The sequence below is a fragment of the Streptomyces sp. NPDC014882 genome (genome assembly GCF_043081325.1).
Taxonomy (GTDB): Bacteria; Actinomycetota; Actinomycetes; order Streptomycetales; family Streptomycetaceae; genus Streptomyces.
On the sequence record NZ_JBIBWL010000001.1, the window covers coordinates 797413 to 820561 of the forward strand.

The 23149-nt window shown below is 73.4% G+C and carries 17 protein-coding genes; 12 read left to right on the forward strand and 5 right to left on the reverse strand.

Features of this window, described 5'->3' with window-relative positions; all coding sequences use genetic code 11:
- Positions 1–283: 283 nt before the first annotated feature.
- The 4 genes from ACF09K_RS03570 to nudC all read left to right on the forward strand — a co-directional run bounded on the left by ACF09K_RS03570 (position 284) and on the right by nudC (position 10057).
- Positions 284–3805 carry an ATP-dependent helicase gene (locus ACF09K_RS03570; protein ID WP_392240795.1) on the forward strand — a complete coding sequence of 1174 codons (3522 nt, stop codon included), beginning with the start codon at positions 284–286 and terminating at the stop codon, positions 3803–3805.
- Positions 3806–3934: 129 nt separating this feature from the next.
- Entirely contained in the window at positions 3935–7510 is a 3576-nt protein-coding gene (locus ACF09K_RS03575) for a UvrD-helicase domain-containing protein (protein ID WP_392240796.1), read from the forward strand.
- Between the two features lie 43 nt (positions 7511–7553).
- Positions 7554–8957: a dipeptidase gene (locus ACF09K_RS03580; RefSeq protein WP_392240797.1), complete on the forward strand. Its 1404-nt coding sequence runs from the start codon at positions 7554–7556 to the stop codon at positions 8955–8957.
- Between the two features lie 155 nt (positions 8958–9112).
- Positions 9113–10057, forward strand: a complete 945-nt coding sequence (gene nudC, locus ACF09K_RS03585; RefSeq protein WP_392240798.1) for an NAD(+) diphosphatase — start codon at positions 9113–9115, stop codon at positions 10055–10057.
- Positions 10058–10146: 89 nt separating this feature from the next.
- Here nudC and ACF09K_RS03590 read toward each other — a convergent pair whose 3' ends face one another.
- Positions 10147–10389: a mycoredoxin gene (locus ACF09K_RS03590; protein WP_392240799.1), complete on the reverse strand. Its 243-nt coding sequence runs from the start codon at positions 10387–10389 to the stop codon at positions 10147–10149.
- A 206-nt stretch (positions 10390–10595) separates the two neighbouring features.
- Here ACF09K_RS03590 and ACF09K_RS03595 point away from each other — a divergent pair, with 206 nt between their 5' ends.
- The 4 genes from ACF09K_RS03595 (at position 10596) to ACF09K_RS03610 (ending at position 14160) form a co-directional block, all read left to right on the forward strand.
- A complete protein-coding gene (locus ACF09K_RS03595) occupies positions 10596–12800 on the forward strand; it encodes an ATP-dependent DNA helicase UvrD2 (RefSeq protein ID WP_392240800.1) in 2205 nt (734 codons plus the stop codon).
- A 165-nt stretch (positions 12801–12965) separates the two neighbouring features.
- On the forward strand, positions 12966–13292 hold the full coding sequence (locus ACF09K_RS03600) for a hypothetical protein (RefSeq protein WP_392240801.1): 327 nt from the start codon (positions 12966–12968) through the stop codon (positions 13290–13292).
- A gap of 176 nt (positions 13293–13468) precedes the next feature.
- The gene (locus ACF09K_RS03605) at positions 13469–13837 is read left to right on the forward strand and encodes a WhiB family transcriptional regulator (protein WP_392240802.1); all 369 of its coding nucleotides are present in this window, start codon (positions 13469–13471) and stop codon (positions 13835–13837) included.
- Positions 13834–14160, forward strand: a complete 327-nt coding sequence (locus ACF09K_RS03610; protein ID WP_392240803.1) for a hypothetical protein — start codon at positions 13834–13836, stop codon at positions 14158–14160. The genes ACF09K_RS03605 and ACF09K_RS03610 overlap by 4 nt, the downstream gene beginning before the upstream one ends.
- Before the next feature lie 169 nt (positions 14161–14329).
- On the opposite strand, the gene ACF09K_RS03615 is transcribed toward ACF09K_RS03610, so the two are convergent.
- Positions 14330–15700 (reverse strand): ABC1 kinase family protein, encoded by a 1371-nt coding sequence (locus ACF09K_RS03615; RefSeq protein WP_392240804.1) that lies wholly within the window; start codon positions 15698–15700, stop codon positions 14330–14332.
- Entirely contained in the window at positions 15693–16910 is a 1218-nt protein-coding gene (locus ACF09K_RS03620; protein ID WP_392240805.1) for a TOMM precursor leader peptide-binding protein, read from the reverse strand. Before ACF09K_RS03620 ends, ACF09K_RS03615 begins: the two co-directional genes overlap by 8 nt.
- A gap of 239 nt (positions 16911–17149) precedes the next feature.
- On the opposite strand from ACF09K_RS03620, the gene ACF09K_RS03625 reads away from it, so the two are divergent.
- The 4 genes from ACF09K_RS03625 (at position 17150) to ACF09K_RS03640 (ending at position 21061) form a co-directional block, all read left to right on the forward strand.
- Positions 17150–17749 (forward strand): M48 family metallopeptidase, encoded by a 600-nt coding sequence (locus ACF09K_RS03625; protein ID WP_392240806.1) that lies wholly within the window; start codon positions 17150–17152, stop codon positions 17747–17749.
- A gap of 136 nt (positions 17750–17885) precedes the next feature.
- Positions 17886–19595 carry a TerD family protein gene (locus ACF09K_RS03630; RefSeq protein WP_392240807.1) on the forward strand — a complete coding sequence of 570 codons (1710 nt, stop codon included), beginning with the start codon at positions 17886–17888 and terminating at the stop codon, positions 19593–19595.
- 11 nt (positions 19596–19606) lie between these two features.
- On the forward strand, positions 19607–20287 hold the full coding sequence (locus ACF09K_RS03635) for an AIM24 family protein (protein ID WP_392240808.1): 681 nt from the start codon (positions 19607–19609) through the stop codon (positions 20285–20287).
- Positions 20288–20305: 18 nt separating this feature from the next.
- The gene (locus ACF09K_RS03640) at positions 20306–21061 is read left to right on the forward strand and encodes an AIM24 family protein (RefSeq protein ID WP_392240809.1); all 756 of its coding nucleotides are present in this window, start codon (positions 20306–20308) and stop codon (positions 21059–21061) included.
- A 63-nt stretch (positions 21062–21124) separates the two neighbouring features.
- Here ACF09K_RS03640 and ACF09K_RS03645 read toward each other — a convergent pair whose 3' ends face one another.
- Both ACF09K_RS03645 and ACF09K_RS03650 read right to left on the reverse strand, forming a co-directional pair.
- On the reverse strand, positions 21125–21646 hold the full coding sequence (locus ACF09K_RS03645) for an NUDIX hydrolase (protein ID WP_392240810.1): 522 nt from the start codon (positions 21644–21646) through the stop codon (positions 21125–21127).
- A complete protein-coding gene (locus ACF09K_RS03650) occupies positions 21643–23136 on the reverse strand; it encodes a zinc-dependent metalloprotease (protein ID WP_392240811.1) in 1494 nt (497 codons plus the stop codon). The genes ACF09K_RS03645 and ACF09K_RS03650 overlap by 4 nt, the downstream gene beginning before the upstream one ends.
- Between the last annotated feature and the right edge of the window lie 13 nt (positions 23137–23149).

Sequence of the window (23149 nt, forward strand, 5' to 3'; positions counted from 1 at the left end):
AGGGGAGCCCGTGGCCCGTACGGGGGAGACGGGGCACGTCCGCGACATGGCGTACGTTCGACGGGCGAGGGAACCTGACGGCCTGCGGGTCGCACGGACCCCGGGGGAAGAAACGGAAGCCGTCCTTCCGAGCCGCCCGTCGGCGTAGCGTCGGCCGCACGCGTCGCCCTCATACCGGGACCACCGCCCGCCCCGGGCGGCACCCGTCCCACCACGAACCCCTCGCGACGGCGCCCCGCGCCGGACGTGACGATCTGCACACCCACCAGGACCGGCGAACCACGTGAGCTCCTCTTCCTCCACCAGGCGCCTGCCACACCCCCAGGGGCGGCAGGGGAGCCGTGGCGCGTACCGGCTGGTCCGGACCCCGCCGGTGCGGGTGGTTCCCCCTCGTCTGGACGCCGCACAGCGCTCCGTGGTTGACCACGCCACCGGCCCGCTGCTCGTCCTCGCGGGCCCGGGCACCGGGAAGACCACCACGCTCGTCGAGTCGGTCGCGGCCCGCGTGGCGCGCGGCGGCGACCCCGCGCGCATCCTCGTGCTGACGTTCAGCCGCAAGGCGGCCGTCGAACTGCGCGACCGGATGGCGCTGCGCATGGGCGCCGCCCGGGCGCCCCGCGCCACCACCTTCCACTCGTACTGCTACGCCCTGGTCCGCGCCGAACAGGACAGCGACCTGTTCGCCGAGCCGCTGCGGCTGCTCTCCGGCCCCGAACAGGACGTGGCCGTCCGCGAGCTGCTGGCCGGCCAGATCGAGCTCCAGCGGCAGGACCTCGCGCACGTGCGCTGGCCCGACGACCTCCGCGCCTGCCTCACCACGCGCGGATTCGCCGACGAGGTCCGGGCGGTGCTCGCCCGCAGCCGCGAACTGGGCCTGGGACCCGACGCCCTGGACGCCTTCGCCGGCCGCACAGGCCGCCCCGACTGGCGGGCCGCGGCCTCCTTCCTCGCCGAGTACCTCGACGTCCTCGACCTGCACGGCGTGATCGACTACGCGGAACTCGTCCACCGCGCCGTCCTGCTCGCCCACCGCCCCGAGACCGCCCGGCGGCTCGCCGCGCAGTACGACGCCGTCTACGTCGACGAGTACCAGGACACCGACCCCGCCCAGGTACGGCTGCTGCACGCCCTCGCGGGCGGCGGGCGCACCCTGGTCGCCTTCGGCGACCCGGACCAGTCGATCTACGCCTTCCGGGGCGCCGACGTGAACGGCATCCTGGAGTTCCCGCGCGCCTTCCCGCGCCACGACGGGCACCCGGCCCCCGTCGAGGTCCTGCGCACCTCCCGCCGCTCCGCGGCCGCGGTGCTCGCCGCCACCCGGCTCGTGACCCAGCGCATGCCCCTGACCCGCCTGCCGGCGGAGAAGGTCCGCGCCCACCGGGACCTCGCCCCCGCGCGCGAGGGCGGTGGCGTCGAGGTCTACACCTACCCGACGTCCGGCACCGAGCTCGACAACATCGCCGACATCCTGCGCCGCGCGCACCTGGAGGACGGCGTGCCCTGGGGTGAGATGGCCGTCCTGGTGCGGGCCGGCTCCCGCACGATTCCCACGGTCCGCCGCGCCCTGACAGCCGCGGGCGTCCCCCTCGACATCGACGGCGACGACCTGCCCCTGCGCCACGAGCCCGCGGTGGCCCCCCTGCTGACGGCCCTGCGCGCGGTGGCCACGGCGGAGGCGGCCCCGGGCCCGGCACGGCCCGCCGCGCCGGGGGAGGACGGCTCGGAGGAGGACGGCGGGTCCGCACGCGGTGGGACACCCCGTGCCGACGGGGAGGCGCCCGTCGACGCGGAGGGAACAGACACCCTCGGCCCGGACGCATCCGGCCCGGACGCACTTGCGCCGGACGCGTCCGACGCAGACACCACCGACACCACCGACACCACCGTCGCCGACACCGCCGACACCGGGCGAGCCGTGCCGGACGCCTCCCGCTGGCTCGACACCGAGACCGCCCTCACCCTGCTCACCTCGCCCCTCGCCAGCATGGACGCCGCCGACCTGCGCCGCCTCGGACGTGCCCTGCGGGACGAGGAACGGGCCGCGGGCAACCCCCTGCCGCCGCCGTCGGACGAACTGCTCACGCGCGCCCTCGCCGAACCGGAGCGCCTGGCCGTGCACGACCCCGTGTACGCGCGCGGCGCCCAGCGGCTGGGCGCGCTGCTGAGGAAGGCCCGGCAACGCCTCGCGGACGGCGGCACGGCCGAGGAGGCGCTCTGGGACCTGTGGGAGGGCACGCCCTGGCCCGCCCGCCTGGAACGGTCCGCCCGCCGCGGCGGCGCGGCCGGCCGCAACGCCGACCGCGACCTGGACGCCGTGTGCGCGCTGTTCGCCACCGCCGCGCGCGCGGAGGAGCGCACCGGCGGACGCGGCGCGCTGAACTTCCTGGCCGAGATCGAGGCCGAGGACATCGCCGCCGACACCCTCACCCGGCGCACCGTGCGCCCCGACGCCGTACGCCTGATGACCGCGCACCGCGCCAAGGGCCTGGAGTGGAGCCTGGTGGTCGTCGCGGGCGTGCAGGAGGGGCTGTGGCCCGACCTGCGCCGCCGCGGCTCCCTGCTGGAGGCCGACCGCATCGGCCGCGACGGACTCGCCGAACCGCTCACGCCGGGCGCCCTGCTCGCGGAGGAGCGCCGCCTGTTCTACGTGGCCGCCACGCGCGCGCGGGACCGGCTCGTCGTCACGGCGGTCAAGGCACCCGCGGACGACGGCGACCAGCCCTCCCGCTTCCTCACCGAACTCGGCGTCGAGCCCAGGGACGTCACGGGCCGTCCGCGTCGCCCCCTGTCGGTCGCCGCGCTGGTCGCCGAACTGCGTGCCACCACGGTCGACCCGCGCGTCTCGGAACCGCTCCGTGAAGCCGCGGCCCGCCGCCTCGCCCGCCTGGCCGCCCTGGCCGACGAGGACGGCCGGCCCCTGGTGCCGTCGGCGCACCCGTACCGCTGGTGGGGCATGTTCGAGCCGACCGAGAGCAAGGTGCCGCTGCGCGACCGCGACCGGCCCGTCGTGCTCTCCGGCAGCGCCCTCGAACAGCTCGCCAACACCTGCGCCCTCCAGTGGTTCCTGGGCCGCGAGGTGAAGGCCGACGCCCCCGCCACGGCCGCCCAGGGATTCGGCAACGTGGTGCACGTCCTCGCCGACGAGGTCGCCTCCGGACACACCCCGGCCGACCTCGCCGTTCTCACGGAGCGCCTCGACTCCGTGTGGAACGCGCTCGCCTTCGACGCGCCCTGGAAGTCGGCGCAGGAGAAGGAACACGCGCGCACGGCGCTCGAGAGGTTCCTGAAGTGGCACGTCATGGACCGCGCCGGCCGCACGCCCGTCGCGAGCGAGCACGACTTCGACGTCACCCTCGAGGCGGGCGAGTACGAGGTCCGCATCCGTGGCCAGATGGACCGCGTCGAGGCCGACGGCGACGGCCGGGCCTACGTCGTCGACTTCAAGACCGGCAAACAGGCGCCCACCGCGCGCGAGGTGGAGCGGCATCCGCAGCTTGCCGTCTACCAGCTCGCCGTGCGCGAGGGCGCCGTCGACGAGGTCTTCGACGGCGCCCGCCCCGAGCCGGGCGGCGCCGAACTCGTGCAGTTGCGCCAGGGCGCCGCCAAGCGGGACGGCGGCGAGACCCTGCCCAAGGTGCAGGCGCAGGAGCCGCTCGAGGGCGAATGGGTCGGCGAACTGCTGGCCACCGCGGCCGGCAAGGTCCTCGACGAACGGTTCACGCCCACCACCGGCCAGCACTGCACGCACTGCGCCTTCCGCGCCTCGTGCAGCGCCCGGCCCGAGGGGCGCCACGTGGTGGAGTGAGCCCGACGACGCCCACAGCGCGGGGACGACCCGGTGTGACGGACCGCACCGACCGTCCTGACCTGCACGTTCTGTGCGGCGGCAGGCGTTTTGTCATCGGCTGTCGGTAGTCGCCGTTAGCCTCTCCCCATGCCCGCCCGTATCACCGATCCCGAGCAGCTCAAGGAGCTCCTCGGGATCCCTTTCACCCCGGAGCAGACGGCCTGCATCACCGCACCGCCCGCCCCGCAGGTGATCGTGGCCGGAGCCGGGTCGGGCAAGACGACAGTGATGGCCGCGCGCGTGCTGTGGCTGGTCGGCACCGGTCAGGTCGCCCCCGAGCAGGTCCTCGGCCTGACCTTCACCAACAAGGCCGCCGGCGAACTCGCCGAGCGCGTCCGCAAGGCACTGGTCAGGGCCGGCGTCACCGATCCCGACGTCATCGACCCGGACGACCCGCCGGGCGAACCGGTGATCTCCACGTACCACTCCTTCGCGGGCCGTCTGCTGACCGACCACGGCCTGCGCATCGGCCTGGAGCCGACGTCCCGGCTGCTCGCCGACGCCACCCGCTACCAACTCGCCGCCCGCGTACTGCGTGAGGCGCCCGGCCCTTATCCGGCACTCACCCGCTCCTTCGCCGACCTGGTCAGCGACCTGCTCGCCCTCGACTCCGAGCTGTCCGAGCACCTGGTCCGCCCGGAGGACCTGCTCGCCTGGGACACCGGTCTGCTGCGCGACCTGGAGGGCACCCGGCTCAGCAACGCCGATCTGCGCAAGGTCCCCGAGACCGCCGCCGCCCGGCGCGAACTCGCCGGGCTGGTGATGCGCTACCGGGCGGCCAAGCGCGAGCGCGACCTGCTCGACTTCGGCGACCAGATCGCCCTGTCCGCCCAGCTCGCCCGGCTCCCCGAGGTGGGCCGCGTCCTGCGCGACGAGTTCCGCGTGGTGCTCCTGGACGAGTACCAGGACACCTCCGTGGCCCAGCGCACCCTCCTGGCCGGCCTCTTCGGCGGCGGAACCGGCCACCCCGTCACCGCGGTCGGCGACCCCTGCCAGGCGATCTACGGCTGGCGCGGGGCGTCCGTCGCCAACCTCGACGACTTCCCCGAACACTTCGCCCGCGCCGACGGCAGCCCCGCGACCCGCCAGGCGCTCAGCGAGAACCGCCGCAGCGGCGGCCGACTCCTCGACCTCGCCAACGGTCTGGCCGAACCGCTGCGCGCCATGCACGCGGGCGTGGAGGCGCTGCGCCCCGCCCCCGGCGCCGAGCGCGACGGAACGGTCCGCTGCGCGCTCCTGACCACCCATGCCGAGGAGGTCGACTGGATCGCCGACTCCGTCGCGCACCTGGTGAACACCGGCAAGGCGCCCGGCGAGATCGCCGTCCTGTGCCGTACGGCCACCGACTTCGCCGAGATCCAGGGCGCCCTGGTCGCCCGTGACGTACCCGTCGAGGTGGTAGGACTGTCGGGCCTGCTGCACCTGCCCGAGGTCGCCGACCTCGTCGCCGTCTGCGAAGTCCTCCAGGACCCCGGCGCCAACGCCGCCCTGGTGCGCCTGCTCACCGGCCCGCGCTGGCGCATCGGCCCCCGTGACCTCGCCCTGCTGGGGCGGCGCGCGCGGCTGCTCGTGTCCCGCACCCGCGGGGACGACGGCGACGACCCGGACCGGCGGCTCGCCGAGGCCGTCGAGGGGGTGGACCCCTCCGAGGTGACATCCCTCGCGGACGCCCTGGACACCTTCCTGGAGACAGCCCTGGAGGGATCCGACGACGGGCTGCCCTTCTCGCCGGACGCGCGCGTGCGCTTCGCCCGGCTCGCCACGGAACTGCGCGACCTGCGCCGCTCCCTGGCCGACCCGCTGATGGACGTCCTGCACCGCGTTCTCGCCGTCACCGGTCTCGAGGTCGAACTGTCGGCGTCCCCGCACGCCCTGGCCGCCCGCCGCCGCGAGACCCTGGCGAACTTCCTCGACGTCGCCGCCTCCTTCGCCGCCGCGGAGAGCGAGGCGAGCCTGCTCGCCTTCCTCGGCTTCCTGCGCACCGCCGCCCAGTACGAGAAGGGGCTGGACAACGCCCTGCCCGGCGGGGAGAACACCGTCAAGGTCCTCACCGCGCACCGGTCCAAGGGACTGGAGTGGGACGTGGTCGTCGTCCCCGGTCTGGTCACCGGCACCTTCCCCAGCGGCCAGGGCCGCGAGAAGTGGACCGCCCAGGCCAAGGTCCTGCCGCACGGGCTGCGCGGCGACGCCGACACGCTGCCCGACGTCGAGGCCTGGGACTCCCGCGGCATGAAGGCCTTCCACGAGGCCATGAAGGACCACCAGCACACCGAGGAACTGCGCCTCGGCTACGTCACCTTCACCCGCCCCCGCTCCCTGCTCCTCGGCTCGGGCCACTGGTGGGGCCCCACCCAGAAGAAACCCCGCGGCCCCTCCGACTTCCTCCACGCCCTGCACGACCACTGCGCCGCCGGGTACGGCGAGATCGAGGCCTGGGCCGACGAACCCGCGGAGGACGAGGAGAACCCCGTCCTCCACCGGGCGTCCGCCGACCAGGTCTGGCCGCTGCCCCTGGACGACGCCGCGCTGGCCCGCCGCCGCGCCGCCGCCGAGACCGTCCTCACCCACCTGGAGAACCTCGCCGCGACCGGGACGGACACACCCACGGCCGCACCCGAGACCCACGACGACCCCGACTGGCCCCCACCGCCGACCGACGACGAGCCGGATCCGTACGACGAGCCGGATCCGTACGACGAGTCCGACAGCCACAGCGGACCGACCCCGTACGACGAGTCCGACAGCCACAGCGGACCGGACCCGTACGACGAACCGACCCCCTACGACGAGCCGGACCCCTTCGCGGAGGCCGCTCCCGGCCTCCCCCGCAGCCGGCCCCGGCCCCCGGCCCGCGGCGGCGAGGGGAACACCGTCCGCCCCGCCGTTCCGCACCAGGCGTCCTCCCCCGAGCGGCGCCCGGCCCGCCTCACGCCCGAGGAGGCCCGCACGATCGCCTCCTGGGACCGTGACCTGGACGCGCTCACCGGGGAGCTGCTGCGCGCCCGGCAGAGCGTCACGGACGTACCCCTGCCGGTGACGCTGACCGCGTCGCAGGTGCTGCGCCTGGCCGCCGACCCCGACGGGCTCGCCCAGGAGCTCGCACGCCCCATGCCGAGCCCGCCCCAGCCGGCCGCGCGCCGGGGCACGAGGTTCCACGCGTGGGTGGAGGCCCGCTTCGAGGAGCTGCCCCTGCCCTTCCTGGAACCGGAGGAGCTGCCCGGTGAGGACGCGGAGATCGTCGACGAGCGCGACCTCGAAGCGCTCAAGGAAGCCTTCGAGCGCACCGAGTACGCCCACCGCACCCCCTGCCGCGTCGAGGCCCCCGTCCAGATCACCCTCGGCGGCCGCGTCGTACGGGGCCGTATCGACGCCGTCTACGAGGTCTTCGGCCACGACGGCGTGACGTACGAGATCGTCGACTGGAAGACCGGCCGGGGACGCGACGGTGACCCGGTCCAGCTCGCCGTCTACCGGCTCGCGTGGGCCGAGCAGCAGGGAGTGCCCGTGGAATCGGTCACAGCGGCCTTCGTGTACGTGCGCACCGGCGAGGTCGTACGGCCCGGGGATCTGCCGGACCGGGCCGCGCTGGAGCGCCTGTTGACGGGGGAGGAGGCCCCGGCGGACGGTCACGGGGGACCGGCCGTGAAAGTAAACCGTGCGTAAGCGCCCGGCCGGGAGGCCGGCGCGGCCGGATAGGCTCGGGGCCATGAGCCAGACCCCGGACAGCGCCGTCCGCACGTACATCGAGCACCACCGTGCGGCGTTCCTCGACGACCTCGCCGAGTGGCTGCGCATCCCGTCGGTCTCGGCCCAGCCCGACCACGCGCCCGACGTACGCCGAAGCGCCGACTGGCTCGCCGCCAAGCTCAGGGAGACCGGCTTCCCGACCGCCGAGGTCTGGCGGACGCCCGGCGCGCCCGCCGTCTTCGCCGAGTGGCCGTCCGGCGACCCGCAGGCACCCACCGTCCTGGTCTACGGCCACCACGACGTGCAGCCCGCCGCCCGCGAGGACGGCTGGGACAGCGACCCCTTCGAGCCGGTCGTCCGCGGCGACCGTCTCCACGCGCGCGGGGCGGCCGACGACAAGGGCCAGGTCTTCTTCCACACCCTGGGCGTGCGCGCCCACCTCGCCGCCACCGGCCGGACCGCCCCGGCCGTCAACCTCAAGCTGCTGATCGAGGGCGAGGAGGAGTCCGGCTCCCCGAACTTCCGCGCCCTCGTCGAGGAGCACACCCGGCGGCTCGCCGCCGACGCCGTGATCGTCTCCGACACCGGCATGTGGTCCGAGGACACCCCGACGGTGTGCACGGGCATGCGCGGGCTCGCCGAGTGCGAGATCCGCCTGTCCGGACCCGACCAGGACATCCACTCCGGCTCCTTCGGCGGCGCCGTGCCCAACCCGGCCACCGCCGTCGCCCGCCTCGTCGCCGCCCTGCATGACGAGCACGCGCGCGTGACCGTCCCCGGCTTCTACGACGGCATCGTCGAACTCACCGACCGCGAGCGCGAACTCTTCGCCGAACTGCCCTTCGACGAGGAGAGCTGGCTGCGCACCGCCAAGTCGCACGCCACCCACGGCGAGGCCGGGCACACCACCCTGGAGCGCGTCTGGGCCCGCCCCACCGCCGAGGTCAACGGCATCGGCGGCGGCTACCAGGGCCCCGGCAGTAAGACGATCGTCCCGTCCTCCGCCTTCGTGAAGCTGTCCTTCCGGCTGGTCGCGGGACAGGACCCCGACCACGTGGAGAAGGCGGTCCGCGCCTGGGCCGACGAGCAGGTGCCCGCCGGCATCCGTCACGAGATCACGTTCCGCCCCGCCACGCGCCCGTGCCTGACCCCGCTGGACCACCCGGCCCTGCAGTCCGTCGTGCGCGCCATGGGCCGCGCCTTCGAAGGACCCGTCCGCTTCACCCGCGAGGGAGGCTCGGGCCCCGCCGCCGACCTCCAGGAGGTACTCGGCGCCCCGGTGCTCTTCCTGGGCGTCTCCGTCCCCTCCGACGGCTGGCACGCGCCGAACGAGAAGGTGGAACTGGACCTCCTCCTGAAGGGCGTCGAGACCACCGCCTACCTCTGGGGCGACCTCGCCGACACCTGGCGCCGTGCGCCCTGACGACCCCGCCCGGTCCGGAGCGACACCGCGCGCGGGGCACACTGGAGAAGCCGCCCCGCACGCCGACACCGCACCCGGCCCGGTCGCCCCCTGCCGCACGACCCGCTGAACCGCCCGCCGAAACAACCGTTCCACCGGGGGAGTTGGAAGCACCTGTGACCACCTGGACCGACCAGAACGCCGACCGACCCATCTCGCTCACCGCCCCGAGCGGCATCGACCGCGCCGCCCACCACCGGCTCGACGAGGCCTGGCTCGCGGCGGCGTGGAGCCACCCCTCGACACGCTGCTTCGTCGTCTCCGGCGGCCAGGTCCTCATCGACGAGACGTCCGACGGCCGGACCGAACTCGTCATGACGCCCTCCTTCGAGGCCCCCCTCACCGAGGCCCACCGCTACTTCCTGGGCACCGACGCCGACGGCGTCAGCTACTTCGCCCTCCAGAAGGACGCGCTGCCCGGCCGCATCGACCAGTCCGCCCGCCCCGCGGGCCTGCGCGAGGCCGGACTGCTGCTCTCGCCGCGCGACGCCGGCCTCATGGTGCACGCGGTCGGCCTGGAGAACTGGCAGCGCACCCACCGCTTCTGCTCCCGCTGCGGCGAGCGCACGGTCATCGCCGCCGCCGGCCACATCCGCCGCTGCCCCGCCTGCGGCGCCGAGCACTACCCGCGCACCGACCCGGCGGTGATCATGGCGGTCACGGACGAGGAGGACCGCATCCTGCTCGGCCGCCAGGTCCACTGGCCGGAAGGCCGCTTCTCGACGCTGGCCGGCTTCGTCGAGCCCGGCGAGTCCATCGAGCAGACGGTGCGCCGGGAGGTCTTCGAGGAGGCCGGCGTCACCGTCGGCCAGGTCGAGTACGTCGCCAGCCAGCCCTGGCCGTTCCCGTCCAGCCTCATGCTCGGCTTCATGGCCCGCGCCACCTCCACCGACATCGACGTCGACGGCGACGAGATCCACGAGGCCCGCTGGTTCTCCCGCGACGAGCTCGGCGCCGCCTTCGAGTCCGGCGAGGTGCTGCCCCCCTACGGCATCTCCATCGCGGCCCGCCTGATCGAACTCTGGTACGGCAAGCCGCTGCCGACCCGCAGCGTCATGTGAGCAGGTGAGACCGAACACGAGGAGGGCGGCCCCTGAGACCCAGGGACCGCCCTCTCCGCTTTCGCCGTACCGCCGAGGCGTCCGGCGGGCTACGCGCCGATCTTCTGCTTGACCTGTGCCAGCGAGGGGTTCGTCAGCGTTGAACCGTCGCCGAACAGCACCGTCGGCACCGTCTGGTTTCCGCCATTCGCCTTCTCCACGAACGCCGCGGACTCCGGGTCCTGCTCGATGTTGATCTCGGTGTACGCGATGCCCTCGCGCTCCAGCTGCTTCTTCAGCCGCTGGCAGTAACCGCACCACGTGGTGCTGTACATCGTCACAGTGCCCAGCATGTCTCTCGTGCTCCTTCGGCGGGTCCGGGGTAACAGGTGGTCGCAGGGGGAGAACGCACGCGCACGGCGCACCATTCCCGCGCCGTGCGGACGGTGACCCTCACCGCGTCGGCTCGCCGCATCCGCTCATCGCATCAGTACGACTGCCGGTGCCCCCCTGTGGACAACCTGCTCACGCGTCTCCGGCGACCTGGCAGCATGGCTGTGTGACAGCAGCAACGCACTCCACCCTCTTCCCGCAGGTACCGGACTCGGCCGACGCGGTGCTCGAAGGGCTCGACCCCGAGCAGCGCGAGGTGGCCACCGCCCTGCACGGGCCGGTGTGCGTGCTGGCCGGAGCCGGTACCGGCAAGACGCGGGCGATCACCCACCGCATCGCCTACGGTGTGCGCGCCGGTGTCCTGCACCCCTCCAGCGTCCTCGCCGTCACGTTCACCAACCGCGCCGCCGGAGAGATGCGCGGGCGGCTGCGTCAGCTCGGTGCCCAGGGCGTGCAGGCCCGCACCTTCCACTCCGCGGCCCTGCGGCAGCTGCAGTATTTCTGGCCGAAAGCGATCGGTGGTTCGCTGCCCCGCCTCGTCGACCGCAAGGTCCAGCTCGTCGCCGACGCGGCAGCCGCCTGCCGCATCCGCCTGGACCGGGGTGAGCTGCGGGACACCACCGCGGAGATCGAGTGGTGCAAGGTCACCCAGACCGTCCCCGCCGACTACCCGGCGGCCGCCGCCGGGGCCGGCCGCGATACGCCCCGCGCGCCCGCCGAGATCGCCCAGCTGTACGCGGCCTACGAGGACCTCAAGCGCGAGCGCGGCGTCATCGACTTCGAGGACGTGCTCCTGCTGACCGTCGCCGTCCTCCAGGACCGACAGGACATCGCCGAGCAGGTCCGCGCCCAGTACCAGCACTTCGTGGTCGACGAGTACCAGGACGTCAGCCCCCTCCAGCAGCGGCTGCTGGAACTGTGGCTCGGCGACCGGGACTCCCTGTGCGTGGTCGGTGACGCCAGCCAGACGATCTACTCGTTCACCGGCGCCACCCCGGACCACCTCCTCGACTTCCGTACCCGCCATCCGGGGGCCACCGTCGTCAAACTGGTCCGCGACTACCGCTCCACCCCCCAGGTCGTCCACCTCGCCAACGGTCTGCTGGCCCAGGCCCGCGGCCGGGCCGCCGACCACCGCCTGGAGCTGATCTCCCAGCGCGCACCGGGACCCGAACCCGTCTACGCCGAGTACACCGACGAGCCCACCGAGGCCGAGGGTGCGGCCCGCCGCATCCGCGAGCTGCTGGCCGTCGGCGTCCAGCCCGCCGAGATCGCCGTCCTGTTCCGCACCAACGCCCAGTCCGAGACCTACGAGCAGGCCCTCGCCGACGCCGGCATCCCCTACCAGCTGCGCGGCGCCGAGCGGTTCTTCGACCGCCCCGAGGTGCGCAAGGCGATCAACGCGCTGCGCGCCGCCGCCCGCTTCGGCGGCAACGACGCCCTCCTCGAGGACGTCGTCGACCTGCCCTCCCAGGTGCGCGCGGTCCTGTCCGGCGAGAACTGGACGCCCCAGCCGCCGGCCGGTTCCGGTGCCGTCCGGGAGCGCTGGGAGTCGCTGGCCGCCCTGGTGCACCTGGCGCAGGACTTCACCGCCGCCCGGGCGGACGCGACCCTCGCCGACCTGATCGCCGAACTCGACGAGCGCGCGGGCGCCCAGCACGCCCCGACGGTCCAGGGCGTCACCCTCGCCTCCCTGCACTCGGCGAAGGGCCTGGAGTGGGACGTCGTCTTCCTGGTCGGCGTCGCCGAGGGCATGATGCCGATCACCTACGCGCGCACCGACGAGCAGATCGAGGAGGAGCGTCGCCTGCTCTACGTCGGCGTCACCCGGGCCCGTGAGCGCCTCCACGTCTCCTGGGCGCTCTGCCGTTCGCCGGGCGGCCGCCCGAACCGCCGGCCCAGCCGGTTCCTCGACGGACTGCGCCCCGGCTCGGGCAGCGCGTCCGGACGCGGCGCCGGAGCCGGCGCCGGGGGCGTCGAGCGCGGTTTCGGGAGCGCGGCCACGGGTGTGGCGGCCGGGCCACGCCGGACCCAGCGGACTCCGGCCCGTTGCCGGATGTGCGGGCGCACCCTGACCGACGGCGGCGAGATGAAGCTGATGCGCTGCGAGGACTGCCCCTCCGACATGGACGAGGGGCTCTACGAGCGGTTGCGGTCCTGGCGCGCGGTCCAGGCCCGGCGGTCCGGGCAGCCCGCGTTCTGCGTCTTCACGGACAAGACGCTGATCGCGATCGCCGAGACCGCCCCCGAGGAACCGGGCGAACTCGCGCGGATCCCGGGCGTCGGCACGCGCAAGCTCAACCGCTACGGAACCGATGTCCTGGCCATCTGCGCAGGCCAGGACCTGGCGGCGGAGGACGGCGACGACTGATCCGAACTCGTCGGAAAAATAGTTTGCGCATGCCCCGGGAATCCCCATAGGTTCTTAGGCACGAGAACAGAGGCCTTCTCCGAGGCCCCGGTTCCGTGCTCTACTTTCATATCCGTCGGACCGGTTCGTCCTGGTCCCCCGAGACGCCGAGAGGAGGCGCTTCCAGTGATCATCATCAACACCAACTCCGTCAGCACCGCCAAACTGACCGACCGCTCGAACGTCTCCACGTGCATTCTCGGCGCCTCGAACCTGGGCACCGGTCTGTCCGGCATTCGTGCCGATCGGCCGGCCTCCCTCTCCGTTGCCCCCGCGGGTCTTGTCGCCCGTGGTCGCAGCGAGCGACCGACCAAGGCACTGGAAGCGGCAGTAAAGGCACAGGCGAAGGCCTATGCCTTTACGGCGACCGGTGCCGGAGCCCGGAAGCAGACGACGCAGCACCACCTGATGTGGGCCTTCCGTGGGCCAGAACCCTGGAGTGATCCAGCCTGATCGTCGATCAGGCCGGCGCCTTCAGGGCCGCGGAACCCCACCCGGGATCCGCGGCCCTTCTGTTTGTCCCCGACCGGGGACGACAGAGCGAAGGGGCCTCGGGACAAGAAAAGAACCCGGTACCAAGCCGCCCCCGGCCCAACACGGCCGGAACGACCAGACGAGGAAGACGACCCGTGCAACTCGAAGCGCACGCCCCGTCCGTACCGCCTTCCGAAACGATCCCCCCGCCCGGCCTCACGGAGGACTCCACCTTGATCCCGCTCACGGCGCTCACCGCGCTCGACGACGCCATCGAGAACCTCGGCGTGCCCGTCCCATGCCACTCCTACGACCCGGAGGTCTTCTTCGCCGAGTCGCCCGCGGACGTGGAGTACGCCAAGTCCCTCTGCCGCACCTGCCCGCTGGTCGAGGCCTGCCTCGCCGGTGCCAAGGAGCGGCGTGAGCCCTGGGGCGTCTGGGGTGGCGAGCTGTTCGTCCAGGGTGTCGTCGTCGCCCGGAAGCGGCCCCGTGGCCGCCCGCGCAAGAACCCGGTCACGGCATGAACACCATCGCAGGAACGATCGACCGTCCCGTCACGCACGACCCCAAGAAGCAGGCCCCGATGAAGCCGTCCACCAGCGAGCCCGCAGGCTCCGCGACCCAAGACGTCACCACCACCGGCGCGAACGACTCGCGCCAGAACAGGACTCGCGAGATGCAACTCATCCCAGAAGCCCTGGCTCGTGCGCATATGCACGACCGGCTGCGGGCGGCCGAGCAGGAACGCCGGGCCGTGCGCCTGGTGACCGCTCGCCGGATGCAGCGTCGGGCCGAGCGCGCCTCGCTGCGTGCTCGCCGGGCGCTCGCCATGGCCGTGATGCAGTGACCCTTCTCACCTGAAGCGGTGGCCTCCCGGCAGGGAGGCGAAGCTCTCCCCGCGGGGGCCGGTCCGTCCGAACGGACCGGCCCCCGCGGCGCGTTGTGCCGCAGGATCCGGCGGCGCCGGCCGAGGGCCGGCCGGTCCGGGCGCACGATCCGCCGTCCCCGGCGGCCGCTCACGCCTCGGCGACCGACTTCTCCGCCTCCGGGCCCTCGTCGGCGAGGAATCCCGGAAGCCACTCCTCCAGTTCCTCCCGCAGTCGCACCGTCGCACCGAGCTGGCACAGCACACCGATCGTGCTGAGCGTCACCCGGTGGATCAGCAGGTAGGCCGGAGGAAGGTTGAGTTGCCTGCCCAGCTGGTAGGCGGGGGAGCGCGGGTCGGCGACCCGGGCCGCCTGCCGGCGCATCCATTCGCGCGTGAACGTGAACTCGTCGACCACCGCCGGTTCGATGATCGGCAGGAGGTAGTCGAGGACGGCGTCGGGCTCCAGCGCGACGGACTCCTTGACGAAGCCCTCCTCGCGCAGCAGCTCGTAGACCGCTCCCGCCTCGCCGTCGAGGGTCATGCGCAGGGAGGTGCCGATCGGCTCGGGCAGACCGCCCGGGAGCCGGTCGACGGTGCCGAAGTCCAGGACGCCCAGGCGCCAGTCGTCCTCGCCCTCCGGGCCACCGGGCACGAGACGGAAGTTGCCGGGGTGCGGGTCCGCGTGCAGCAGGCCGGTGCGGGCCGGCCCGGAGAAGAGGAACCGCGACAGCAACTGGCCGGCGCGGTTGCGCTGCTCGGGGGTGCCGGCGGAGATCACCTCGGACAGGGGGACGCCGTCGATCCACTCCGTGACCAGGACCTGGTCGCACTGGTGGACCACCGCCGGGACCACGACATCGGGATCACCGGCGAACTCCTCCGCGTGGGCCTGCTGCGCCTGCGCCTCCAGCCCGTAGTCCAGCTCCTCCGAGACCCGGTCCCGCAGTTCGGCGATCAGCGGCTTGACGTCCATGCCGGGGATGAGGGGACCCAGCAGCTTGGCGAAGCGACTCAGCTGGTTCAGGTCCGACAGCAGGGCCTCGCCCGCGCCGGGGTACTGGACCTTGACCGCCACCTCCCGCCCGTCGTGCCAGACCGCACGGTGCACCTGGCCGATCGAGGCGGCCGCGGCGGGCTTGTCGTCGAACGTGAGGAACAGTTCGGGCCAGTCCTCGCCGAGCCGCTCCGCGAGCACGGAGTGCATCGTGCGGGTCGGCATGGGCGGCGCCGCTTCCTGGAGCTTGGTGAGGGCCGCGCGGTAGGGGCCGGCGACCTCCTCGGGCAGGGCGGACTCGAAGACGGACAGGGCCTGCCCGAACTTCATCGCACCCCCCTTCAACTCGCCCAGGACCTTGAACAACTGCTCCGCGGTGCGCTGTTGCAGCTCACGGCCGACGATCTCCGCGGACTCGCCCACGATCCTCTTGCCCAGGCCCCAGGTGGCCCGGCCCGCGATGCCGAGCGGGAGCGCGGCGAGCTTGGCGGTCCGGGTGACCGCCTTCCGGGGAAGATCAGACATGCGCCCTCCAGGTCCCAGAAAGCCGCGCCGCGTCTGCCGTACGGCGTAACTCCTTCGAATGCCGTTGCTCCGCCATTGTCGCGCGCGACTCCGCGTCCTCGGAGAAGGTGTGTTCCTCATTACCTTTCTCCGCCGCCCCGCACGGGCATGCGGGGTGCGCCCACACCGGTCGCGCGTGCCACTGGAGGGCCGGCACGGACACCTCCCAGCGGGCGCCCGCGCTGGAGGGGAGCGTCCCGTCGAGAAAGGCCAGCGCATGCGCCGCCGCCAGCCCCGCGACCGTGGTGGCCAGCGTCAGGTCGCAGGCGCTGACGGCGCGCCGCGTCCCGGAGTGCCACTGCGCGACCAGCCGGGGCCAGGCCGGGTCCCGGTCGGTACGCGATCGGTGAAGGCACCCCGCGCAGGCCGTCTCACCCGGCAGGACGAGCGGGCCCACCGCTCCGGTCGCCTCCACCACCCCGGCGTGGAGATGCGGTGTGCCCGAGGCGATCAAGGACTCCGTCTCCGACGGGGCCGGAGCGTGCACGGACACGTCGTCCCTCGGGGCGAGGACCACCAGGGAGAAACCGGGCACGTCCGTCCCGGCGGGTGAGCGGGTGCTCCTGCGGGGCGGCCGGCCCGGTGCGGCCCGGCGCACCGAACGGCGGGCGGACTCGTCCCGGCGCTCACCGACCGCCTCGGCGGGCAGCCCGCCCGGGGCGACGTCCCCCGGCTCCACCACGCCGCCGTCGCGCACGTCCACCTCACCCACCCCGGCTCCCGAGAGCAGCGAGGCCACCACGGCGCCCACCCGCCCCGCGCCCCGCACCTGCACGCGCAGCCGACGCCGGGCGGCCAGGTGCTCGATGGCCTCGCCCGGTTCCGACGTGGTCAGCGACAGCGACGCGAGGTCCGGGCGCAGCCGCTCCATGACGTCCTTGTTCTCCCGCAGGGCGGCTCCCTCCGTCCCGCCCCCGCGTGCGTCGTCGAGCAGACCAGCCCGCGCCAGCCGCCGCACCAACTGGTCCACGTGCCCGTCCGGCAGGTCCATGCGGCGCCCCTCCTCCCGCAGGAGGGGGAGCCCGCGGGTGCCGTCCAGCAGGTCCAGGAAACTGCCCGTCGCCGTGTCCACCGGGCCGAGCGTCAGCGCGTGCGCCGGGGCCAGCCCGAACTGCACGGTGTTCAGGTCACGCCAGCCGCGCCGCAGCGCGGGCTTCACCATCGGATGCATCGAAGGCCCCCGTCCGCCTGGAATCTCCCCGTACGCCGGCGGAGCGGGGCCATGGGACGACCTGGCTCCGCCGACGACCGCCAGCATGCCCGGCGGCGCCGGAGGGCGCCGAAAGTTGTCCACAGGGAACGGGATTCGTCGTACGAATCCGTCGTACGGGGCAAACACGGGGCTCGGGATCGAAACCGAACCGTCCCGGAGTCGGGACTTCCCCCGTGCGCAGCGGGTAACGTCGGGGCGTGCCCGCCGACCCACCGCACCGTGCCGGAACGCCACAGCGCAGCACGACGAGCCAGCCGCCGGGCGGCTCGTGGGCGAGCGCGATCGAGGTCCGCAGGAGCGCCCGCCGGCGCCGCACGGTCTCCGCCTACCGCGAGGGCGATCGCACCGTCGTCCTCATCCCCGCCCGGATGTCCGAGGCCGAGGAGCAACGCTGGGTGAGCGTCATGCTCGACAAGCTCGCCGCCCAGGAGAGCCGCCGGCGCGCCCCCGGCGACGCCGAACTGGCCGAACGCGCCGAGCGGCTGTCGGCCCAGTACTTCGCGGGCCGGGCCCGGCCCGCGACGGTGCGCTGGGTCACCAACCAGAACACCCGCTGGGGCTCGTGCACCCCCGCGGAGGGCAGCATCCGCCTGTCGCACCGGCTCAAGGGCATGCCGGAGTACGTCGTCGACTACGTGCTCCTGCACGAGCTGGCGCATCTGCTGGTGCCCGGCCACGGCCCCGACTTCTGGCGGCTGCTGGAGGCGTACCCGCGCACCGAGCGGGCCCGCGGCTACCTGGAGGGGGTGGTCGCGGCCGAGCGGCTGCCCCGCCCGCCCGGAACCCGCGGGGAGTGAGCCTTTGCGCGCGGGACGTGCCGGAGCCGTCCCGCGCGGGTTGTGTACCGGGTCTGTACCGACATCGTCCGATGTCCGGGTTTGCCGTTAGCCTGACGCGACGCACTCGCAATCGGGACGGGGGACGGCGTTACGCATGTCCAGGGAATTCCAACGCGGCCACAAGGCCAGGATCAGTGACCTCACCGCGGGCACGGATCTGTACGTAGGCGTGCAGATCTCCGGTCCCGGTCTGACCTTCGACATCAGCTGCTTCGGCCTCGACGCCGACGAGCGGCTCTCGGACGACCGGTACTTCGTCTTCTTCAACCAGCCGAAGACCCCCGAGGAGGCGGTCCAGCTCCTGGGCGCCCAGGCGGGCGACACGGAGTCCTTCCGCGTCACCCTGGACCGGATCCCCCCGCAGATCCGGAAGCTGTCCTTCACCGCGACCCTCGACGGCGCCGGCCAGATGTCGCAGATCGCCCCCGGCTACCTGCGGATCGTCGCGGGCGGCCAGGAGGTGGCCCGCTACTCCTTCGACGGTTCGGAGTTCTCCACCGAGCGCGCCGTGATGCTGGGCGACTTCTACCTCAAGGACGTGTGGCGCTTCGCCGCCGTCGGGCAGGGCTTCGACGGCGGCCTGGACGCGCTGCTGAAGAACTTCGGCGGCGAGGTCGCCGAGGAAGAGGCGCCCGCCGCCGCGCCTCAGCCGCAGTCCGGTGCCGTTCCCGGCTTCGCCCCGCCCGCCCAGGCGTCCGCGCCGCCCGCGTTCGGCGCCCCGTCCGCACCCGCTCCGGCCCCCGCCCCGCAGCAGCCGCAGCCCGCGGCCCAGGGCTTCGCCCCGCCGCCCGGCCCGTCTCCCGCCGCGCCCCGGCCGCCGGTGCACGCCGCACCGACGATCGTCGCGCCCATGACACCGCCCGGCGGAGTGCAGGTCCCGCCGCCGTCCCCGGCCCCCGCACCGTACGGACCGCCCGGCCAGCAGCCCCCGTACGGCCAGCCGCCGCAGCAGCCGTACGGTCAGCCCGGTGCGCCGACCGCCCCGCCGCCGCCCGGTTACGGCCAGCCCCAGGCGCCCCAGGCCCCCATGCCGCCGGGCTACGGGCTGCAGACCCCGCCGCCCGGCCACGGACAGCAGCCCGCGTTCGGCCAGGTGCCGGGCCAGCAGCCCTACGGCGTCCCGCAGGGCGTGCCCCAGGGCGGCGCCGGCGTGGCCGCGGCCCTCCAGCAGTTCAAGGAGACGCCCACCGGGCAGCGCTGGACACAGCAGAACCGGAAGCTGATCCGCGTTGACCTCGGCGTCGGCGGCCAGCCCGTGCTGGCCCGGCAGGGCAGCATGGTGCTCTACCAGGGCAAGGTCGACTTCAGCTACAAGGGCGCCGGTTTCGCCGGCCGGATCGTCGGCAACGCGACCGGTCAGGAGATGCAGCTGATGCGCTGCACCGGCCAGGGACAGGTGTTCCTCGCCGAGGACTCCACGATGCTGCACCCCATCGAGCTCCAGGGCGACGGCATCTGCGTCTCCGCGGAGAACGTCCTCGCCTTCGACGAGAGCCTCCAGTACGAGGTGCGCCGCATCGAGGGCCACGGCATCCCCGGCGGCGCCCTGTTCACCATGCAGTTCACGGGCACCGGCACCATCGTCGTCAAGACGCACGGCACGCCCGTCGTCCTGCCGGTCACACCGACGACCTTCGCCGACTGCAACGCCGTCGTCGCCTGGTCGGCCGCGGCCCAGGTCGTCGTCTCGAGCCAGGTGCGCATGCGCCGCAACGCCTATCCGGGCGACACGGGAGAGAGCGTGAACCTCCAGTTCCGGGCCGCTCCCGGCAATTTCGTCGTCGTCCAGCCGTACGAGGTCTGAGGGAGCCCGTCATGAACCAGCCGCTCGCGGGCCATGCCCCCGCACCCGTCACCGCCCGCATGGAGAACCACGGCAACCACATGCTGAAGGTGGCCCTCCAGACCGGGAACGACCTCCTCGCGCGCGTGGGCTCGATGGTCGCCTACGAGGGCTTCATCCAGTACGAGCCCAACCCGCCGGCCGTGCGCCAGATCGCGCGCGACTGGATGACCGGCGAGGGCGCGCCCCTGATGAAGTGCTCCGGCGACGGCCTGCTCTACCTCGCCGACTACGGCGCGAACGTCGTCGTGATCAACCTCAACGGCGACGGCATTTCCGTCAACGCCACCAACCTGCTCGCCTTCGACGCCCACCTCACTTGGGGGGTCGAGCGGGTCAAGGGAATGGCGAAGTTCGCCGGACAGGGCCTGTGGAACACCAGGATCTCCGGGCAGGGATGGGTCGCGCTGACCTCCCGGGGCAAGCCGATCGTCGTCGACTGCGGCGGCGGCGAGAACGAGACCTACGTCGACCCGGACGCGCTCGTCGCCTGGTCCCCGAACCTCAAGGTCAAGGGCAAGCGCAGCTTCAAGGCGCAGTCGCTGATCGGCCGGGGCAGCGGCGAGGCCTACCAGATGGCCTTCTCCGGAGAGGGCATCGTCGTCGTCCAGCCCAGCGAGGACAGCACCGACCGCCTTCGGGTCCGGGGCTGAGGGGGAGCCAGAGTCACCATGCAGAGCCCGCTTTTCGCCTACAACGACCAGCAGACCCAGGAACGCTGGAGCCTGCAGAACAAGCAGATGCTCCGCGTCGCCCTGGAGGGCGGCGAAGACCTCCTCGCCCGCAAGGGCACGATGGTCGCCTACCAGGGACTCGTCGAGTTCGACGCGGAGTTCCAGAGCAGCAGCCGGTCACGCGCGCGTGCGCGGACCGGCGAGGGCCTGGACCTGATGCGCTGCCACGGGCAGGGCGTCGTCTACCTCGCCAACCTCGCCCAGCACATCCACGTCGTGGAGGTCGACCACGAGGGACTGACCGTCGACAGCAGCTACGTCCTCGCCATGGACTCCGCGCTGCACCACGAGGTCATCGCCGTCGACAGCCTCTACGGCATCTCCGGCTCCGGGAAGTACCAGCTCAACATCACCGGCCGCGGACGGGTCGCCCTGATGACCTCGGGCGCGCCCCTGATGCTGCAGGTCACGCCCGACAAGTACGTCAACTGCGACGCCGACGCCATCGTCGCCTGGTCCACCGGGCTGCGGGTGCAGATGCAGGCGCAGACGCATTCCTCCGGGGTGTGGCGGCGTCGCGGCAGCACCGGTGAGGGCTGGGAGCTGAGCTTCATGGGAACCGGCTTCGCGCTCGTCCAGCCGAGTGAACTGCTGCCGCCGCAGAACGCCCAGATCGGCTCCGGCCTCGCCGCGCAGTACGGCATGGGCCAGCAGGGGGTACGGACGCAGAACCAGGGCAACGCCTGGAGCTGACCGTCCGGAGCACGGACGCGAGGGGCGGCCACTCTCAGCCGGCCGCCCCTCGCCCGTGCCGCCTCACAGGCGCGTCCGCGCCGCCTCCAGCAGACGGACGACCGACTCGTCCGCCACCTTCGCGACCGCGTCGTAGGGGAACCAGCGCAGGTCGAGGGACTCCTCGCTGATGGCCTGGACGGCACCGGGCGGTGCCAGGGCCGCGTACTGGACGTCGAAGTGCCAGTGGCACGGCGCCGGGATCGGATGGCGGTCCAGCCGGACCGGGCCGCCCGGCAGCAGTGTCAGGCCCGGGATGCCGGACTCCTCGGTGGCCTCGCGCAGGGCGGCCGCCGTCAGGGAGGTGTCCTGCGGCTCGCAGTGGCCGCCCATCTGGAGCCACATCCGCAGCTTCCTGTGCAGGGTCAGCAGCACCTGCCCCCGCTCGGGGGCGATCACCAGGGCGCTGGCCGTCAGGTGCCCGGCCTCGCAGGCCTTCCACATGCCGTCCGGGTGCGCCGCCAGGTGGTCGAGGTACTCCTGACGCAGGTCCTCCTGGTCCTCGTACGCCTTCAGTGCGAGGACCGCGTCGTCGTGCAGGCTCACTCGGTGCCGTCGCCCTTGCCGTCGTCGGAGCCGTCGTCCTTCCTCAGGCGCGGCTTCTCCCCGGAACCGGAACCGGAGCCGGAACCGGAATCCGAGCCGGAACCCGCGCCGCCGCTCGCCGCCTCGCCGAGCATCTTGTCCCACTCGGAGAAGTCCATCTGCTCGCGGTGCACGAAGCCGTCCGGGTCGTCCAGGTCGGCGGCCGTCGGCAGCATGTCCGGGTGTGCCCACAGCGCGTCACGGCCGTCCACACCGCGCGCGTCCGTCAGCGAGGCCCACAGCCGGGACGCGTCCCGCAGGCGCCGCGGGCGCAGCTCCAGACCGATCAGCGTCGCGAAGGTCTGCTCCGCCGGACCGCCCGTGGCACGGCGGCGGCGCAGGGTCTCGCGCAGCGCGTCCGCGGACGACAGGCGCGGCTTGGCGGCCGCGTGGACCACCGCGTCGACCCAGCCCTCCACCAGCGCCAGAGCCGTCTCCAGGCGGGCCAGGGCGGCCTTCTGCTCCGGGGTGTCCTCCGGCTGGAACATGCCCTGCTGGAGGGCGTCCTGAAGCTGCTCGGGGTTCTGCGGATCGAACTGCCCGACCACGTCCTCCAGCTTCTCCGTGTCCACCTTGATCCCGCGCGCGTAGCCGTCGACCGCGCCGAACAGGTGCGAGCGCAGCCACGGCACGTGCGCGAACAGCCGCTGGTGGGCGGCCTCGCGCAGGGCCAGGTAGAGCCGCACCTCCTCCTTCGGGACGCCCAGGTCCTTGCCGAACGTCTCGATGTTCAGCGGCAGCAGCGCGGCCTTGCCGGCCGGACCGAGAGGCAGGCCGATGTCGGTCGAACCGACGACCTCGCCCGCGAGCACGCCCACCGCCTGCCCGATCTGCGAGCCGAACATGGCGCCGCCCATCGAGCGCATCATGCCGATCAGCGGGCCCGCCATGGCCTGCATCTCCTCCGGCAGGACGTCGCCCATGGCCGCGCCGACCCGCTCGGCGACCGGGTCGACCAGCTCCTTCCACGCGGGCAGGGTCGCCTCGACCCATTCGGCGCGCGACCACGCCACGGCGGTGCCGGCGCCGGACGGCAGTGACGTCGCGTCGTCCAGCCACAGGTCGGCCAGGCGGACGGCCTCCTGCACCGCGGTCCGCTCGGCGGGGCCGACGCTGGCGTCCTTGACGCCCTCGGAGGTGCCCTGGGAGACCGTCTGGCGGGCGATCTGCTTGGCCATGTCCCAGTTCACCGGGCCGCCCTCGTAGGAGAGCATCTGGCCCAGCTGCTGGAACGCCGCGCCCAGGTCGGTGGGGTTCAGCGAGCCGAACATGGCGGCGAGGGGGTTGTCCGCACCCGGGCCGCCGAAGCCTCCGGCGCCCGGCAGCCCGCCGAAGCCGAACGGGTTGGCCGGTCCCTGACCACCGCCGCCCTGCGGGTCCTTCTTCTTGCCCTCGTCGCCGTCGTCCGGCTCCTCCGGCGGAAGGCCGAATCCGAATGGGGTGTCACTCACGGGGTTCCTCGGC

Excerpts from the sequence above, each read along its gene's own strand:
- ACF09K_RS03580 (WP_392240797.1), top strand. The coding sequence starts at position 7,554 with ATGAGCCAGACCCCGGACAGCGCCGTCCGCACGTACATCGAGCACCAC.
- ACF09K_RS03610 (WP_392240803.1), top strand. The coding sequence starts at position 13,834 with ATGAACACCATCGCAGGAACGATCGACCGTCCCGTCACGCACGACCCC.
- ACF09K_RS03590 (WP_392240799.1), bottom strand. The coding sequence starts at position 10,389 with ATGCTGGGCACTGTGACGATGTACAGCACCACGTGGTGCGGTTACTGC.
- ACF09K_RS03635 (WP_392240808.1), top strand. The coding sequence starts at position 19,607 with ATGAACCAGCCGCTCGCGGGCCATGCCCCCGCACCCGTCACCGCCCGC.
- ACF09K_RS03640 (WP_392240809.1), top strand. The coding sequence starts at position 20,306 with ATGCAGAGCCCGCTTTTCGCCTACAACGACCAGCAGACCCAGGAACGC.
- ACF09K_RS03620 (WP_392240805.1), bottom strand. The coding sequence starts at position 16,910 with ATGCATCCGATGGTGAAGCCCGCGCTGCGGCGCGGCTGGCGTGACCTG.
- ACF09K_RS03575 (WP_392240796.1), top strand. The coding sequence starts at position 3,935 with ATGCCCGCCCGTATCACCGATCCCGAGCAGCTCAAGGAGCTCCTCGGG.
- ACF09K_RS03630 (WP_392240807.1), top strand. The coding sequence starts at position 17,886 with ATGTCCAGGGAATTCCAACGCGGCCACAAGGCCAGGATCAGTGACCTC.
- ACF09K_RS03615 (WP_392240804.1), bottom strand. The coding sequence starts at position 15,700 with ATGTCTGATCTTCCCCGGAAGGCGGTCACCCGGACCGCCAAGCTCGCC.